Origin of the sequence: Streptomyces sp. NPDC001848 (assembly GCF_042891915.1) — a bacterium.
Taxonomy (GTDB): domain Bacteria; phylum Actinomycetota; class Actinomycetes; order Streptomycetales; family Streptomycetaceae; genus Streptomyces.
In genome coordinates, this window is sequence record NZ_JBIATP010000008.1 from 199,014 (window position 1) to 214,949 (window position 15,936).

General features: G+C 72.8%; 12 protein-coding genes and 2 pseudogenes. 3 read left to right on the forward strand and 11 right to left on the reverse strand.

Annotated elements, in window-relative coordinates:
* Positions 1 to 9: 9 nt before the first annotated feature.
* The 5 genes and pseudogenes from ACFYZJ_RS18495 to ACFYZJ_RS18515 form a co-directional block, all read right to left on the reverse strand.
* Positions 10 to 855: an RNA polymerase sigma factor SigF gene (locus tag ACFYZJ_RS18495; protein ID WP_388569030.1), complete on the reverse strand. Its 846-nt coding sequence runs from the start codon at positions 853 to 855 to the stop codon at positions 10 to 12.
* A gap of 256 nt (positions 856 to 1,111) precedes the next feature.
* Entirely contained in the window at positions 1,112 to 1,363 is a 252-nt protein-coding gene (locus tag ACFYZJ_RS18500) for a WhiB family transcriptional regulator (RefSeq protein ID WP_388569032.1), read from the reverse strand.
* A 260-nt stretch (positions 1,364 to 1,623) separates the two neighbouring features.
* Positions 1,624 to 1,914, reverse strand: a pseudogene (locus tag ACFYZJ_RS18505) (helix-turn-helix domain-containing protein); the annotation flags it as partial.
* On the reverse strand, positions 1,860 to 2,147 hold the full coding sequence (locus ACFYZJ_RS18510) for a hypothetical protein (RefSeq protein WP_388569507.1): 288 nt from the start codon (positions 2,145 to 2,147) through the stop codon (positions 1,860 to 1,862). The gene ACFYZJ_RS18510 and the pseudogene ACFYZJ_RS18505, both read right to left, overlap by 55 nt.
* A 436-nt stretch (positions 2,148 to 2,583) precedes the next feature.
* Complete coding sequence (locus ACFYZJ_RS18515; protein ID WP_388569463.1) at positions 2,584 to 3,990, reverse strand: DHA2 family efflux MFS transporter permease subunit; 1,407 nt, start codon at positions 3,988 to 3,990, stop codon at positions 2,584 to 2,586.
* A gap of 141 nt (positions 3,991 to 4,131) precedes the next feature.
* On the opposite strand from ACFYZJ_RS18515, the gene ACFYZJ_RS18520 reads away from it, so the two are divergent.
* Complete coding sequence (locus tag ACFYZJ_RS18520) at positions 4,132 to 4,563, forward strand: MarR family winged helix-turn-helix transcriptional regulator (protein ID WP_388569034.1); 432 nt, start codon at positions 4,132 to 4,134, stop codon at positions 4,561 to 4,563.
* Between the two features lie 113 nt (positions 4,564 to 4,676).
* Here the strand turns inward: ACFYZJ_RS18520 and ACFYZJ_RS18525 are convergent, their stop codons facing one another.
* The 3 genes and pseudogenes from ACFYZJ_RS18525 to ACFYZJ_RS18535 all read right to left on the reverse strand — a co-directional run.
* On the reverse strand, positions 4,677 to 6,248 hold the full coding sequence (locus tag ACFYZJ_RS18525) for a PP2C family protein-serine/threonine phosphatase (RefSeq protein WP_388569037.1): 1,572 nt from the start codon (positions 6,246 to 6,248) through the stop codon (positions 4,677 to 4,679).
* A gap of 1 nt (position 6,249) precedes the next feature.
* Positions 6,250 to 6,816 carry a methanogen output domain 1-containing protein gene (locus ACFYZJ_RS18530; RefSeq protein ID WP_388569040.1) on the reverse strand — a complete coding sequence of 189 codons (567 nt, stop codon included), beginning with the start codon at positions 6,814 to 6,816 and terminating at the stop codon, positions 6,250 to 6,252.
* 221 nt (positions 6,817 to 7,037) lie between these two features.
* A pseudogene (locus tag ACFYZJ_RS18535) lies at positions 7,038 to 7,205 on the reverse strand (molybdenum metabolism regulator); the annotation flags it as partial.
* Between the two features lie 488 nt (positions 7,206 to 7,693).
* Between ACFYZJ_RS18535 and ACFYZJ_RS18540 the strand changes: the two are divergent.
* Positions 7,694 to 8,506: a LuxR C-terminal-related transcriptional regulator gene (locus ACFYZJ_RS18540; RefSeq protein ID WP_388569043.1), complete on the forward strand. Its 813-nt coding sequence runs from the start codon at positions 7,694 to 7,696 to the stop codon at positions 8,504 to 8,506.
* 86 nt (positions 8,507 to 8,592) lie between these two features.
* On the opposite strand, the gene ACFYZJ_RS18545 is transcribed toward ACFYZJ_RS18540, so the two are convergent.
* Positions 8,593 to 12,921 carry an HAD-IC family P-type ATPase gene (locus ACFYZJ_RS18545; RefSeq protein WP_388569046.1) on the reverse strand — a complete coding sequence of 1,443 codons (4,329 nt, stop codon included), beginning with the start codon at positions 12,919 to 12,921 and terminating at the stop codon, positions 8,593 to 8,595.
* Here ACFYZJ_RS18545 and ACFYZJ_RS18550 point away from each other — a divergent pair.
* On the forward strand, positions 12,920 to 13,432 hold the full coding sequence (locus tag ACFYZJ_RS18550; protein WP_388569048.1) for a hypothetical protein: 513 nt from the start codon (positions 12,920 to 12,922) through the stop codon (positions 13,430 to 13,432). The two genes, ACFYZJ_RS18545 and ACFYZJ_RS18550, sit on opposite strands and share 2 nt — an antisense overlap.
* Before the next feature lie 1,034 nt (positions 13,433 to 14,466).
* Here ACFYZJ_RS18550 and ACFYZJ_RS18555 read toward each other — a convergent pair.
* Positions 14,467 to 15,438, reverse strand: a complete 972-nt coding sequence (locus ACFYZJ_RS18555) for an anti-sigma factor RsbA family regulatory protein (RefSeq protein WP_388569050.1) — start codon at positions 15,436 to 15,438, stop codon at positions 14,467 to 14,469.
* Positions 15,435 to 15,794, reverse strand: a complete 360-nt coding sequence (locus ACFYZJ_RS18560) for an STAS domain-containing protein (RefSeq protein WP_388569052.1) — start codon at positions 15,792 to 15,794, stop codon at positions 15,435 to 15,437. The genes ACFYZJ_RS18555 and ACFYZJ_RS18560 overlap by 4 nt, the downstream gene beginning before the upstream one ends.
* Positions 15,795 to 15,936: the final 142 nt, after the last annotated feature.

The following is a 15,936-nucleotide window of genomic DNA, read 5'->3' on the forward strand; positions in this document are numbered from 1 at the left end:
GCCGACCGCTCAACCGGTGGTGAGCATGCCTTCGCGCAGCCGGGTGAGCGTGCGGGACAACAGGCGGGAGACGTGCATCTGGGAGACGCCGAGGCGTTCGCCGATCTGTGCCTGGGTGAGTTCTTCGACGAACCGCAGGTGAATGATCTGCCTGTCCCGCTCACCGAGTTCGGCGATCATGGGGGCCAAGGCCTGGAAGTCCTCCACCAGTTCCAGCGCCTGGTCGTCGGTGCCGATGAAGTCCGCGAGCGCGGTCTCACCGTCCTCGCTGTTGTTGATGGCGGCGTCCAGGGAGGAGGAGTTGTAGCCGTTGGCCGCCAGACGGGCCTCGATGACCTCCTCCTCGGACAGGCACATCAGGTCCGAGAGCTCCTTGACCGTCGGAGCCCGGCCCAGGCGGCTGCGGAGCTCCTCGGTGGCACGCGCGAGTTGCACCCGGGCCTCCTGCAGGCGCCGCGGCACGTGCACCGCCCAGGACGTGTCGCGGAAGAACCGCTTGATCTCACCCACGATGTACGGAATGGCGAAGGAGGTGAACTCGACCTCCCGTGAGAGTTCGAACCGGTCGATCGCCTTGATCAGCCCGATCATGCCGACCTGGACGATGTCCTCCATCTCCTCCGGCCCGCGGCTGCGGAACCGGGCCGCAGCGTAGCGGACAAGGGACATGTTCATCTCGATCAGCGTGTTGCGCGCGTACTGGTACTCGGGCGTGCCCTCCTCGAGTACCGCCAACTGGTCGAAGAACAGCTTCGACAACGCACGGGCGTCCTTGGGTGCAACCCCGGACGGGTCGGCGAGCTGCGGCAGTCCCGCTATGTGTGCTTCCTTCGTCGCCGTGGTCGTTGCCGTCACGTGTTTCCCTCCCGAGTCCAAGCAGGCCTCCCCGCCTGCGCGAGCTGACGAGCCGTCGTGTACCCCGGGACTCGCTGCACATGCCTGCCTGACGCACGGCTTCCCGATACCGGGGCACCGGCGGCGGTGAGGACCAGGAGGAATCGACGAATACAGCCGGGGGGCCGCCGTTTCGCTGCGGCCCCCGGCTGGGCGCACCTCCCCGGCGGATCGCCGAGGCATCACCCGTGCGGCGCGCCCCGACGCGCCGCACGGGTCATCCGGAGCGGCGGCGGGCTCCCGCGCGCCGCTTCAGCGCGCGGCGTTCGGTCTCGCTCGTACCGCCCCACACCCCGATGGTCTGGTTGGTGTCGAGCGCCCACTGCAGACACTCCTCCTGCACGGGGCAGCGTCGGCAGACCGCCTTCGCCTGTTGCGTCTGGAGCAGCGCCGGACCCGTGGTACCGATCGGGAAGAAGAGGTCCGGATCCTCGTGTCGGCACGCGGCGTGGTCTCGCCAGTTGTCCATGAGAGTCACCTGCGATCGAAAAGTCGTCCGTGCCCTTGGGAAACGCGTACTCGCTTCGGGTCACCTGCCGACGCGCGGATGAAACAGGGCAAAAAGCCGTGCAAGGGTGAGCTTCGCGGAATCCTCACAAGTCCCCGCTCGGTGCGGGCGGATACCCCACGAGCCGCGTGTCCTCGCCGACGACGTGAGCACTACCGGGCCGGAGTCGGCCGAACCTCCGGCCCGTGAGGGTCCGTACGGGTCCCCTCATTCGACTTTCCTCATTCGATGCCCCGGAAGATGTTGCGGTAGGCGCGCGGCGACACGCCCAGGGACTCACGGAAGTGCTGCCGCATCGCGGTCCCGGTGCCGAATCCCGTTCTGGCCGCGACGCGATCGACCGGCTCGTCGGTACGCTCCAGCAGTCGGCGTGCGTACTGCAACCGCTGCTGGGTGAGCCACTGCATCGGGGTCAGGCCGATCTCCCGCCGGAACTTCCGGGTCAGCGAGCGTACGCTCATCGCCGACCGCGCGGCCAGGTGCTCCAGGGTGAGCGGTTGGTCCAGGTGTTCGCCATCTGCGGGGCCTCCACAAACGGCATCGTGTAAACCCATTTCGTGCCGCCCGCCCACGACCACGGGATGCCGCTCAGCATGGCCTGGACGCTGCTGGCGTTCATCGGCGTCTTCGACGTGATGGGCACCGTCGCCTCCGGCCGGCTCACGGACCGCACCGACGCACGGCGGCTGCTCGCCGCCGGCTTCTTCCTGCGCGGCCTGCTCCTGGTGAGCCTGCCGCTGATCATGACGGTCATGGTCGACCCGCCGATGCCGGCCTTCGTCGTCCTCTTCGGCCTGCTCGACCTCGCGACGGTCCCCCCCCGGTCATCGCCCTGTGCCGCGCCTTCTGCGGCGACGACAGCGCCATCGTCTTCGGCTGGGTCAACGCCGCCCATCAGGTCGGCGCGGCGTCGGCCTCCTTCCTCGGCGGCGCCGCCCGCGACGGGTTCGGCAGCTACAACCCCGCCCGGAGCCTGGGCGCCACCTGCGCGACCGCCGCGCTGCTGTCCCGGGTCATCGAGGCGAGCACACCGGAACGGCCCGGGATGCCGCAGGAACAGACCCGTGCCGACGCCATCGCCGACCCATGGGTGAACCGAACGCCACCGATCGCCCTCGCGACAGCGCCCGGTGGGCAGAGGCACCGGTGTGCCGTCCGCCGGGTCGGGGAGCGGGCACCGCCTAGCGCGCGTTCTCCCTCTGGCGCCGGAAAGGAGTGGACCGGTTGGTGACGGTGGTGCCGCGTGCCGCGGCGCGGGCCGGGCCGTCCGGGAGGGTGAAGGCGAAGGCCGCGGTCACCGCCGCGATCACGGCCAGGGCCAGGTAGGCGTGCTGGTAGGCGGTGATGGGCGGGTCCGCCGCGGCCGCCGCGGGAGTGCTCAGAACCAGGACCGTGGTCACCGCTGCCGGCGCGAGGGCGCCTCCGGTCTGGCGTACCACGGTGTTCAGCGTGGACGCCTGGGCCAGGTCCGGTCGCCCGATGGTCGCCAGTGACGCCACCGTGGTCGGCATGAAGACCCCGCCCATGGCGAGGCCGAGCAGGAACATGTAGGCGCGGAAGGTCCACAGGCCGGTGTGCTCGTCACACAGGGCGAAGAGCAGCAGGACCGCGCTGACACCGGCCATGCCGCAGCCGACGATGACCCGCGGGCCGATCCTGGCGTAGCAGGCCCCGACGACCTGGACGGTGAGCAGGACGCCGAAGGCCTCGGGGAAGGTGCTGGTGCCCGACTCCAGGGCGGTGCGGCCCTGTCCCTGTTGGAGGAAGAGCGGGCCGAGGTACATGGCGCCCAGGATCGGCACCAGACCCACCAGGTTGATCAGGTTGGTGTCCCTGAAGAGCCGATCCGCGAAAAGGCGGAGCTTCAACAGCGGCTCGGTGGCGCGCAGTTCGAAGACGGTGGTGGCGGCGAGCAGGACCGCGCCCAGCACCAGGGCCGCGACCACACCGGCGGATGACCAGCCGCGGTTGGGGCCTTCGCTGATGCCGAACATCACGGCGCCCAGGGCCGCCGCGCTCAGCAGCAGCCCCGGCAGGTCGAAGCGGCCGGGCCGGGTGCCGCGGTGCCCGGACAGGAACAGCAGCCCGAACAGCACGGCCGGCAGACCCACCGGCAGGTTGACGTAGAAGACGCAGCGCCAGGACAGGTGGTCCACCAGCAGGCCGCCGAGTATGGGGGCGGCGGCCGGGGCGATCTGCTGCGGGATGATCATGTGTCGGGAGATCCGCACCTGCTCCGAGGAGTTGAAGGTGGAGAACAGCAAGGAGGCCGAGGCGGGGAAGAGGACCCCGGCGGACAGTCCCTGCAGTGCGCGGAAGGCGACGAGTTGACCGAGGCCGGTGGCCGCGCCGCACAGCAGTGAGGCGCCGAGGAAGCCCGTCAGCGCGGTGAGCAGGACGCGTTTGGCGCCGAACCGTTCGACCAGCCAGGCGGAGGCCGGGATGGCCATGGCCAGGCAGACCGGGTAGACCACGACCACCCCGTCCAGGGCGGCGGTGGTCAGCCGGAACTGGCGGGCGATCGACGGCAGCGCCACCGTGGTGATCGCTCCGTCGACGATCGCGATGAACGTCACGCAGACGCACATCACGGGGACGACCAGGCGCTGGCCGGGACGGATGGAGGGGACGGGCAGAAGGGAGAGACGGCGGAGCAGGGGCACATGCTGAGCATACTCACTATGAGGCTGCCCATAAAATGGATTATCGCGAGGGAACGGGGAAGCCGGATGGCAGTGCACGGCAGCAGCGACATCCTGATCGACGAGCTCTACGAGACGACGCACCAGCTGCGCCGCTTCGTGGAGTCCCGGTTGCGGGCGGGCGGTGCCTCGGTCGCCCGTCTCCGCGCCCTGCGGATGCTCGCACGGGCGGAACAACCCCTGCGGATGCGGGACCTGAGCGAGATGACGGGTGTCGCGGCACGGACCACGACGAGCATCGTCGACAGCCTGGAGCGCGACGGCCTGGTGGAGCGCGTACGCCATCCGCAGGACCGCCGGGCCTTCCTGCTCCGTCTCACCGACGAAGGCCGGCAGTGCCACCGCGAAGCGGAGGAGGTGGACCGGCTCGCGCTGGCCGAGGCCACCGCCGCCCTGAGCGCGGAAGACCGCGCCGAGCTGCGGGCCCTGCTCGCGCGGATCCGCGAGGCCACGGCCTGACACCGGCTCGGCAGCCCCGGGCGGGTGGTTCTCCGTCTCGGGGCAGGGCCGATCACGGAGTGCGGGCAGGCAGCGTGTGGTTCAGTCGGCCGACGCGGGGAGCAGCGTGTGGTTCAGTCGGCCGACGCGGGGAAGTGCACGGCGAGCAGGGCCCTGTCGTCCGGCATCTCCGTGTCGGGCTGCTGGTGGAGCAGCAGGGAACAGACACCCTCGGCGTCGAGGCCCGCGGTCGAGCGCGCTGTCTGAAGGAGCTGCTCCAGGCCGACGTCCAGGCTCTGACCGCGCCGCTCGATCAGTCCGTCGGTGTAGAACACGAGCGTGGCGCCTGCCGGGACGGCGGTCTCCCCCTGCGGGTAGTCGGTGAACGGGACAGGACCGAGCGGTGGGGCGAGCGCGCCCTCCAGGTACCGGCTGACCCCGTCGGCGTGGATCAGCAGGGGCGGAGGGTGGCCGGCCCTGGAGTACCGCAGGGTGCGCGTGCGGCGGTCGTAGGCGGCGTAGCAGGCCGTGGCCATCAGGCCTTGGTGGTAAGTGCCGAGGAAGTCGTTGAGCTCCGCCAGGACCGCGGGTGGGCGGGTACCGCTGCGCCGGGCGATGCTGCGGAGCACGGTGGTGGTCTGGGCCATGGCGGTGGCCTCGGCGATGCCGTGGCCGGCGATGTCGCCGATGGTGAGGCCCACGGTTTCGTCATCGAGAACGTGGACGTCGTACCAGTCACCGCCGACGTCGACCAGCTGGGTGCCGGGGGCGTATCCGCCCGCGATGTCCAGGCCGTCGACGGGTGGCAGGTTGGGCAGCAGGCTGCGCTGGAGGCGTTCGGCGAGCCGGTGTTCGTGCTCGAAGAGGCCTGCCCTGCGCACCGCCTGGGCGATCTGCTGGCCGATGGCGACGGTGTGCTCGGCGTCCTGCTGGGCTCCCGAAGCGTGGCGGATGACCAGGGTGCCGAGGGTGACACCCTCGGACTGAAGCGGCAGGCGCTGCTCGCCGTCGTGCAGCGGCGCGGAGTCCGCTGCGGTGTGCACCCGGTCGAGATCCACCCAGGGGGCCGTCGTCACGGGCAGCGTGTCGGCCGAGCCGAGGGACGGCACGACGCGCCGCGGGTGCAGCTCGAGGCTCACATCCGCGGCGTCGAGGGCCTGGGGTGCGCACTTGTACACGGCGTCGCAGACGTCCGTGAGGGTGGTGGCGGCCGCCAAGGCTGCCGTGAGCCGGTACAGCCGCTGCATACGCGCGCGGGCCCGTTGCTCGGTGCGCAGCAGTTGGTCGCGCTGCTGGGCGATCGCGTGCCGGTAGGCCATCTGCTGGTTCAGCAGGCTGACGCGCTGGCTGAGTGCCACGAAGCGGTCGCTGACGTCGAGCCGGGACAGGTGCAGCTGGACGACCGGCTCGGGGCCTTTCCACCAGGTGGCCCGGCCTCCGTGGCACCGCAGGCGCACCGGATCGCCGGCGCTGTCGCGCACGGTCATGACGCCGGGCAGCGGGGATCCGCTGCGCGACCACTGCGCCATCCGCCGGAGCAGGTCGGCGGGGTCCAGCACCAGGTCCGCGAGTTCCGCTCCGGGACGGAGTGTGTCCACCGTACGGATCGTGGCCGGATTGGCGGTCACCAGCCGGCCCGAGGTGGTGCAGACCACGACGGCGTGGGGAAGAGGCCTGGCGATGGCCTGGAACACCGCCAGGTTCATCTCAGCCACCCGTTCCGGGCGCCGCCTCGCCCGCTTCCTCCTCGACCGCCGGAGCGTCGCCGAAGTACTCGCGGCCCAGTTCTTCGCCCAGGTCGAGTTCGGGTTCCAGGTACACCACGACGCGGCAGCCGGTGGCACCGCGGGCGATCGTCTCCTCCAGCTCGACGCGTGCGTATCCGAGATTCTGCGCGGCGATGGTGCCGAAGACGTTGGACGTCATCATGCACATCGAATCCCGCCCGAGCACCTTCTCCGCGAACGGGCAGCTGCGGCTGCCCAGCACGATTCTGTGCTCGTCCTGGGAGATGAGATAGAAGTCGCCCCTGATGCGCTGTTTGAGATCGACCAGCACGTCGGCGACCTGTTCGCGGCTGAGCTGTGGCAGGCCCATGGCCTTGGTGTAGGCCTCGTTGATCTGCAGCCCCACCGACTGGCCGACCAGGCTGATGTACCCGGACGCCTCCTCGAGCCCGACGACCGACTCCAGGGATGTCGCGAGCTCACGGACCAGACCACGCATGAAGACGTCCCGGTCCAGATCCACGTGCGCGTCCTTGGCCAGGTTCACGACGGCCCCTCCCTGTCACGGAGTACCGTGCGCACGGCCGGCGCGGATGTCGACTGACAGCTCACCTGTCATCACACGGTCTGTCGGCGAGCATAGCGCCCCGCCCACCGACGCACGAACCCTCGGTTCCGGACGGGCGTGTACGTCCCGGCGAGCAGCGGCAGTCGGCCGCCGGATGCTCCAAGGAGGGCGCGGCTCGGTCGGATCCGCGTCCGCATCGGTCACAGCAGCCGCCGGATGTCACCGCGGACCCGGTAGAAGCCGCCCGCCGCCGCGTGCAGGGCGTCCACGACGTAGCGCGCGCCGGGCTCCCGTATCGCGCGCGGGAACTGCACGTTCCACGACGAGTCATAGCCCTCGGACACCACATGCACGCGGAGGCGGCCGCTCACCGCCGCCATCCTGGGACAGCTCCGGATACGTCGTCGACACCGCGGACCCGGCAGACATGACAGACCCCTCCCCAAGAGCGGACCCGCGGCCTCTCCGCCGGGCCCCACTGCTCACACCGTAGGAGGAGCCACTGACAATCACCCCGCACCGCGCACTGCGGTCAGCGTCATCCGGCTCGGGCCACCGGCCGGGCGCCGCGGAGACAAGGGCCGGGCCAAGGAGTGGGCGGGGCAGCCGTGCGGGCCGGCGTTCCCCTATGCCGCCGGCCCGCACAGCCCGTGGTGGCCCACTCGCCATCGACCCCGTGAGGTGGATCAGACACCCCCCGGTCGTCTGATCCACCCGTCACACACCGCCCACGCCATGGGCCGGAATGCGTCCGGGAACGTCGATGAAGCGTCGGTTGGAGTGTGGATCAGCCAGGGCGCGCACCGGTATGGGTAGAACTGCGTACCCGAACGGCCGGATGAGTGGGGATGGACACATGGCACAGGGGCTGGGCACGGCCTACGCACGCATGCTGTCGGTGGCCATGGCGGCGCTCCACGAACGCGAACCCGGGCGGCTGTGGCCCCTGATGGCCGCGACGCTGCCGGACGTGTGCGGCGGCGAGGTCCTGGTCTACAAGCTGGACGACTGGAGCGAGAGCGCGGGCACGGTAGGTACGGCGCCCGACGCGGCAGCGGCTTTCGACGTACTCGACGACGCCGCCCTGGGGCTGCTGCGCGCCGGGTTTCCGTTCGCCGGGCATTACGCGAACGATCGCGACCGCACGCCGGTCACGGCCGGCCGGGTGCTCGGGGACGCATGGTCCGCGAGTGCGACCGCACGCCTCGTCGACGAGGTACTGGACATGGATCACGTGCTGGCGATCCCGCTCCCCGAGGCGACCACTCCCATCACCGGGTGTCTCGTCTACCGCGCGGGAACGGACTTCACGGACGACCAGCTCCGCTTCGCCCGGCAGGTGCAGCCGCTGCTGGCGGCCGTCGACCAGCAGCGGCAGCTCCTCGAACGCTGGCAGCGCCTCGTCGCTGCGAGCGCTCCGCCGGACGTGGCCGAGGACTGGGATCTGACTCCCCGCGAGACGGCCGTCCTGCTGCTGCTCACCGAAGCGCTGACCGCCGCCGCCATCGGCCGCCGGCTCGGCATATCCGACCGGACGGTGCACAAGCACATCCAGAACGTCTACCGCAAACTGGGCACCCGCGACCGCATCAGCACCGTGCTCCGCGCCCAGCAACTCGGCCTCGTCCCCGCGTCGGACCTGTCTCACCGTCAGCGGGGCAGGAGGTAGGTCCGGTTGTGAGCACCTGCCGAAAACTCGTATTCGGCCTTGTCGAGAACCTGTATACGGGCTCCTCGCCAACCGGCCGTCCGCGGTCACCCCCTTCCCGTCGGCAGCAGTCGGGCGATGGCGGGTTCGAGCCGTGGCAACGCCCGTTGACCCATCAGCGCCAGGGCGATCGCCGCCGCGACGCCCGCCCAGCCGAACGGTCCGAGCGGAGTACAGCCGAAGAGACGGCTGACGCCGGGCGTCTGGATCAGCGCCACGAGTGCGACGGCGGAGCCGAGGGCCGTGACGCGGACCAGCGGGCTGTCGCGGCGGTCGGCCAGGGTCTGGGCGAGCTGGGTGCCGACCACCCCGCACAGGGCCATCGTGCCGGAGCGGCGAGCACTGCCCGGGGTGAAGCGGCCGATCAGCCAGGCCGCCACCGCACCCAGGCAGGTGGTCAGCGCACGGTGCCGGATCTGCCGGATCAGGGGTGCCCCGAGGACCTGTGGCACCCCGTCCACGGAGGTGGTGGCGTCCTCCCCGTCCTGCCCGTCGGTCGTGGGCTGCTGCCGCTGCGGCGTCACCGCCACCGCCATGGCGGGGAACAGGTCCGTGAACAGGTTCACCAGCAGCATCTGGCGCGTACTCAGGGGGGCGGTCCCGGACAGCAGGGTGCCGATGGCGCCGAAGCCGATCTCGCCCGCGTTGCCGCCGATGAGGATGGCCACGGCGTCCGCGACGCTGCGCCACAGGGCACGGCCCTCGCGGACCGCCTCCACCAGGACGGTCAGGTCGTCGACGGTGAGCACCAGGTCGGCGGCGTTGCGTGCGGCTGCCGACCCCCGGGCGCTGATGCCCACACCGACGTCGGCCGCACGGATCGCCGCGGCGTCGTTCGCCCCGTCGCCCACCATGCCGACCACCCGTCCGGCGTCCCGCAGGGCCTCCACGACCTGGAGCTTCTGCTCCGGCGCGACCCGGGCCACGACCCCCGCGCCGGCCAGCATCCGGACCCGCACCGACCGGTCCGCGGCGGCCAGTTCGTCCCCGGTGACCACCACCGTGTCCTCGGGCCAGCCCAGTTCGGTCGCGATCGCCCGGGCGGTCTGCGGATGGTCACCGGTCAGCATGACCGGCCGTACACCGGCTTCCCGCAGACCGCGGACCAGTGCCGTGGACGTCTCGCGCGGCGCGTCGGAGAGCGCGAGCAGACCGGCGAACTCCAGCCGGTCCAGCGGCTGTTCGATGACGTCGGACTCCTTCTCGTCGTCGCCCAGGGTGCGCCGGGCCACCGCCAGGACACGCAGGCCCTCGCCGGCGAGCGTCCGGGCCGTGGCGAAGGCGTGGTCGAGCGGTCCGGAGCAGGCGGGCAGGACGGTCTCCGGAGCGCCCTTGACCACGAGCGTGCGCGGGCCGTCCGCGGCGCGGCCCACCGCGGCGGCATGGCCGCGGGCCGCCTCGAACGGCAGGCCCACGGCCTGCTCCCACTGCGGATCGGCACCGGCCGCGTCCAGGACGGCCGCGTCGGTGGCGTGCACGGGCCGCTCGGATCCGCCGTTCAGCCGGGGGCAGGCGCGCGCCGCGTCCCGGACGATCCCCGCGACCGCCGCCTCCGTGGCCCCGTGGACCGTGCCGTCGGCGTCGGCGACACGGGCCAGGCGCAGCCGGTTCTGCGTGAGGGTGCCGGTCTTGTCGAAGCAGACGGTGTCCATGCGGCCCAGTGCCTCCAGTGTCCGCGGGGTGCGCACCAGGACGCCGCGCCGGCCGAGCCGCCGGGCGGCCGCGAGCTGCGCGACCGTGGCCACCAGCGGCAGGCCCTCGGGCACGGCGGCCACGGCGACGGCCACGCCGCCGCTGACCGCCTCGCGGACGGGCGTGCCGCGCAGCAGCGCCAGTCCGGTCACCGCCGCTCCGCCGCCCAGGGTGAGCGGCAGTGCCTTGCGGGTGAGTTCCTGCAGCCTGGCCTGGACCCCGGCGGAGGGCGGGGTGCGCGCGGCGAGCGTCACCGCGCGGGCGGCCTCGGTGCTCTCACCTGTCTGCACCACGACGGCCCGGGCCTGTCCCGCCACCACGGTGGTGCCCTCGAAGACCATGCAACTCCGGTCGGCGACAGGGGCCCCCGGAGTCGGGTCGACCTGCTTCGCGACCGGCAGGGACTCCCCGGTCAGCGCCGACTCGTCGACCTCGAGTCCGTCCTCCCGGAGCAGGCGCGCGTCGGCGGGTACGACGTCGTCCGCCTTGAGCTCGATCACGTCGCCGGGCCTGAGCCGGGCGGCGTCCACGGTCCGCGTGGGTTCCGCCGTGTCCTCGTGCGCCGGTGCGACGCGCGCCTTCTGCTGCTGCTCGGCGAGCAGTCCGGACAACGCCCGTTCCGCGCGCAGCCGCTGGATGCCGCCCACGAGCGCGTTGAGGTCGAGCGCGCCGACGACGAGCGCCGCGTCGACGACGGAACCGAGGATCGCCGAGGCGGCGGAGCCGACCGCCAGGACCGGCGTGAGGGGATCGTCGAGTTCGCCGCGCACCGCACGGGCGAGCTGGAGCGTCCAGCGCGCCGGGGCCAAGGCGGGCAGCCGCCCGGCCGTGCGCGTCGCCTTGCGCAGCCGGGACGTGACCAGGTCGAACGGGTCCGGTTCGCGGGCCTGTTCGGTCGCCAGCCGGGCCTGGGCCTCCTTGGGCGGCAGCGCGTGCCACGGCACGCGCGGACGGGGGCGCGGGGCGCGGGCCGTCGCGACGCCCAGCGCCGCGCGCGCCCCGGACACCAGGGCCGTCGCCGCGCTCACGTCGACCGGAACGTGCCGAAGGCCGGGCAGCAGGCCGAGCCGCCCCCGGCCGCCCTTGGACTCGCCGACGGCCACCAGCAGACCGGAGAGCGCGGCACCGGAGCGGGCCAGGGTCTGCGCCCGGCGGCCGACGGCCCGGGCCGCGGGCACCGCGAGCAGCAGCCGCCACACGTCGCGCAGGCCGTGCGGGGCCAGGACGTCCGCTCCCCATACGACGGCGGCGTCCCGGTCCGTGAGGGCGACGGCGATGTCGCCGGCGAGCAGCCCGGCCAGGACGGTGCGATCGTCGGCCGAGGCCGGCCTGGCGACCGTGACGACTCCACCGGAGTCGCCGCGCAGTCCGTGCACCACATCGTCCAGCGGACGCCGCGCGTCCACCACCTGGTCGGCGAGGCCGGTGAACTCCCGCAGCGCTGGGTCGTCCACGACCACGACGCGGAGCCCGGCCCGGCGCGCCGCGTCGAGTACCGCCTCGGCCCAGGGATCCGCCTCGCCGCCCTCGGTGCGCAGCGCGCTCGGATGCAGCACGACCGTGCCGGCCATCTCCAACTGCCGCAGCCGCTGCGGGTCCCGCACCAGTACGCCGTCCCGTGACAGCGCCCCGCTCAGGATGGCGTGGAAGGCGGCGGGTCCGTAGCGCGCGGCCTTCGGTGATCCCGCCAGCACGGCCTCGGCGGCCTCGTCGAGGTTGCGCTTGACCAGCAGTGTCACCGCAGCTCCGACCAGGCTGCCGGTGGCGGCGTGGGAGGCGTACTCCTGGGCCGGGCTGGGACGCAGCGGCGGCCTCGGGACCTCGCCCGCGGGCACGCTGATCCGCTCCGGCGCACAGACCTCGTCATGGATCGCGTCGAAGGCGGCCGCACGGGCCACCGTCTCCGCCAACTGGCAGGACCGCAGTGCTCCGTCGAGCACCAGGGACGTGGGTGTCTGTCCGGCGCCGTGTGCGGCCGCGTTCGCCCAGGCGAGCGCCAGGTCCATGCCGGTGCGCCCGAGCCGGGCGCGCAGCAGGTCGCGGAAGCGCGGGTTCTCCCGCAGCAGTGTCACGGCCGCGGTCACCAGGCGCGGCGACGGCGGCAGCCGCAGGGCCGACCCGATCACGGCGGCGGCGGTGCCGGCCACGTCGGCCGCCAGCGCGGTCGCGGCGGCCCGTACCCCGGAGGGCTCGGCAGGATGCGGGAACTCCTCGGGCAGGTCGTCCGCCCGGACCAGGCCGTGGCGTTCCGCGAGACCGGTCGCCTTCTGCACCACGCGGTCGGTGGCGGCCTCCTCGGTCGCGGCCACGACCAGGCGGGCCAGCCCGCCGTCCCAGTAGGCGAAGGCCACGTCCGGGTGGTCCGCCAGCGCCGCGGCCACCCGGCGCGCCCTCGTGGCGATTCCGTCCGCCCGCCGCTCCTCCCCTGGAACCGCCTGCCGCAGCGCGAGATGCGCGCGTGTGCCGGACCGCCACGGGCGGGGGCGGCCCGGCAGCGCGTGCCGGACGACGCGGGCGACACGGACCGCGGTGTCCGCGCCCCGCACCCCCGCCCGCGCCGTCCGCGCCACGACTCCGGCGGCCGCGCCCACGGCGGTCGGCGCCGACTGCTCGAACAGGTGGACCACCGTCGGCACGACACCTCCAGCGGTGGCCGAGGGCGTTGTCAGCAGCGCAAGGACCATGACGCGCCCTCAGCCGCTCGTACGGGCACGGCGCGTGCCGGAGCGTTCGCGTCCCGAGGACGCCGAAGGCTTCTTCGAGGACGCGGGCCTGGCTGCCGGGGATGAGGCCGGCTCGGGTGCCGACGATGACGCGGGCTTGGACGCCGGGGAAGACACCGACCTGGATGCGGAGGACGACGCCGACTCGGACGCCGAGGACGACACCGACTCGGACGCCGAGGACGACACCGACCGGGACGCCGGGGAGGACGCCGACCGGGACGCGGAGGACGACGCCGACTCGGACGCCCGGGAAGACACCGACCTGGATGCGGAGGATGTGGACTTCTTCGCCCGGGACGCCGTTGGCCGGGCCGCGGTGGAGGTACTCCCCTTGCTCCCGGACGCCTGGGCCGGGGCCTGCCCGGATGCCTGCGGCCGAGGCTGCGTGAGCCAGGCCACCGCCGCGCCGGTGAGAGCGACGGGCCACTCGACCACGCCCACGGCGCCGAGCACCCCGGCCCCGGCGTAGACCGCCAGCCGCCGCCCCCGCGGCGACACGACGCCGACCTTTTCCAGCGTTCCTTCGGCCGCCCTGCCCACCATCGCGGCGCCGGGAAGCCGGCCCAAGGCCGAGGCCGCGTCGCGCAGCGGCCGGGGAAAGGCGCTCAGCGACGCCGGTAGGGACGACGACTTCTGCTCTGCCATGACTCACCTCATCCGTGGTGACATCGCCTTCTTGCGGGGCCCGGGTTCCCGCGTCGGCGCCGGCCATCCCCAGGTCTTGGTCATGTTGCGGCCATGCGGATCCATGCCCGCACGTCCCTGGACGGTGGAAGCACCCGTCAGTGGCGCGTTCGAGGAAGGCCGACCGGAAGGCCTTGTCGACCTTGTACCGGATCGCCCAGCCGGGGCAGAAGTCCACCAGCGGGAGGCGGGTTGCCTCGGCCGGGGTCACCGGCGCTGGACCGGCCGGGCGTCGGTCGCCGCGCCTGTCACCAGGACCATGTACTCCTGCTGCCGGCAACCGGGCTGTCAGTTCCCGCAGTTGGGGGTGTCGAGGGCGACGACGGCCAGGTCCACGCTGCCGTCGCGCAGCGTCTGCGGGATGTCACCGACGGGTGCCTGGCGCAGCCGGACCGGCACCGCGGGTACTCGCGGTGGAAGTCGGCCAGTGCCTGGGCGAGTCCGGTGAACAGGCCCCGCGTCACACCGATGGTGATCTCGCCGCGCAGTGCGTCCTTGTAGGGGTCGACGGCGGTACGGGCCTGATGGGCGGCCTGCAGAGTGGCGGGGGCGGCCGGCAGGAAGGCCTCTCGCGCAAGTCAGCGACACCCGGTGGGTGGTGCGGTGGAACAGCGGTGTGCCCAGCTCGCGCTCCAGGGACTGCACCGTGGTGGACACCGCGGACTGCACCACGTGCAGCCGCCGGGCCGCCGCGCTGGACCCGCCTTCTCAGGCGACCGCGACAACGACCTCCAGCTGCCGAAGGTCCATGGCCGCCTCCTGTGGTCACCGCGTGTGTGTACACCTTCTCCCGTGCGGTGCGGCGGTGTGGACGCAGGGTCAGCTGCCGGATGCTCGGTGAGCGTCGTGGCCGTACGTCTCCGTGCCGAGGTAGATGCGGGTGGTCGTGCCGGCCGGGCCGGTGTGCAGGCGGACCAGGTCGGAGAGGATGTTCACCAGCAGCAGGCCCCGGCCGCCGGGGCGGGCGGAGGGCGGAGGGATGCGTCCGGCCAGCGGATCGGTGTGCACCCCGGCGTCGTTGACCTCGCACACCAGCTGCCGGCCCTCCACCCACAGGCGCAGGGTGCCACGGCCGCCGCCGTGCACCACGCTGTTCGTGGTCAGCTCGGCCACCGCCAGCTCCAGGTCCGCCGTCCGGTCCTTGCCCAGGCCGAGCAGTGCCGCCTGCTCGGTGGCGAAGCGGCGGGCTGCGGGCAGCGCAGTCGCGTCGAAGGGGAACTCGGCGGCGCCGAGGGGTGCGGGAGGCAGGGGCTGGTTGTACCGGCTGACGACCCGCTCGGGCGCGTAGGCGCCGCTGGCGCGCTCCTGGCCGCTCTCGATGACCGTCGGGTGGGTGGCGTGCGCGTCGGCGAGTACCCCCGAATCCAGCCGGGAGGTGTCGTACGGGCACAGGATGCTCACCGCCCGGCCCTCGAAGGCCGCGTTGATCAGGGCCTCGTGCTGTACGCACGCGGGGTACTCGGTCGCGGTGCGTCCGGCCCAGATGGGCTCCCCGATGATCCGTACCCGGCCCGTGGGGTGGGCGTCCGCGAAGGCGCGCAGCACCCGGGGGATGATCCGTCCCGGATTGCGCCCGGCCTCGGTCATGTCCAGGAACTGCACGGCCGCTCCCTGTTCGCCGAGAGCCTCCCGCAGCAGACGCAGATGGTCGCCCGGCACGGCCACTGCCACCGGCTCCCCGGCGGCCAGCCCGTCCTGCACGAACGGCACGGTTCCGGACAGGTAGTCGTCGCGGCCGGAGTAGAACAGGGCGGGGTGCCAGAACCGGTCACCCACCGTCGTGCCACTCATGACTGCGCCACCTCGATCGTCGACAGCTCGGGCCAGAACAACTCCAGCGTCCGCCGCAGACTCGCCGGGGGCCGCCACAGCACGATGCGCCGCCCCTCCCCCAGCGCCTCGGCCGCCGCCGCGAGCGAGGCGACGCCGCGGACGTCGATGAAGCTCACCGCGGACAGCTCCAGATGGCACACCGGCTCGTCCCCGCCCACGAGTTCCTCCAGCAGACGCTCCCACACCGGCTGCGTCGTCAGACTGATTTCGCCGACCACCCGCAGCCCGGCCCGGTCCCGTAGTGGCCCGCCCTCCAACGCGGCCGCCGGCAGACGTTGGGAGGTCGCCTGCCGCGTGCCTTGTGGTGTGTCCATCTCTCCACCTCGTGCGGCAGCTCCGGAACCCAGCCAGTATGGCCCACGGCCGAGCGAAGCCGTTCGGTGGCATCCCGGGAGCGGGCGCACGCACGGGCCGGAACCATGCACGGCGGCGGTTGTCGGAGCCCGGCCTCCGTGC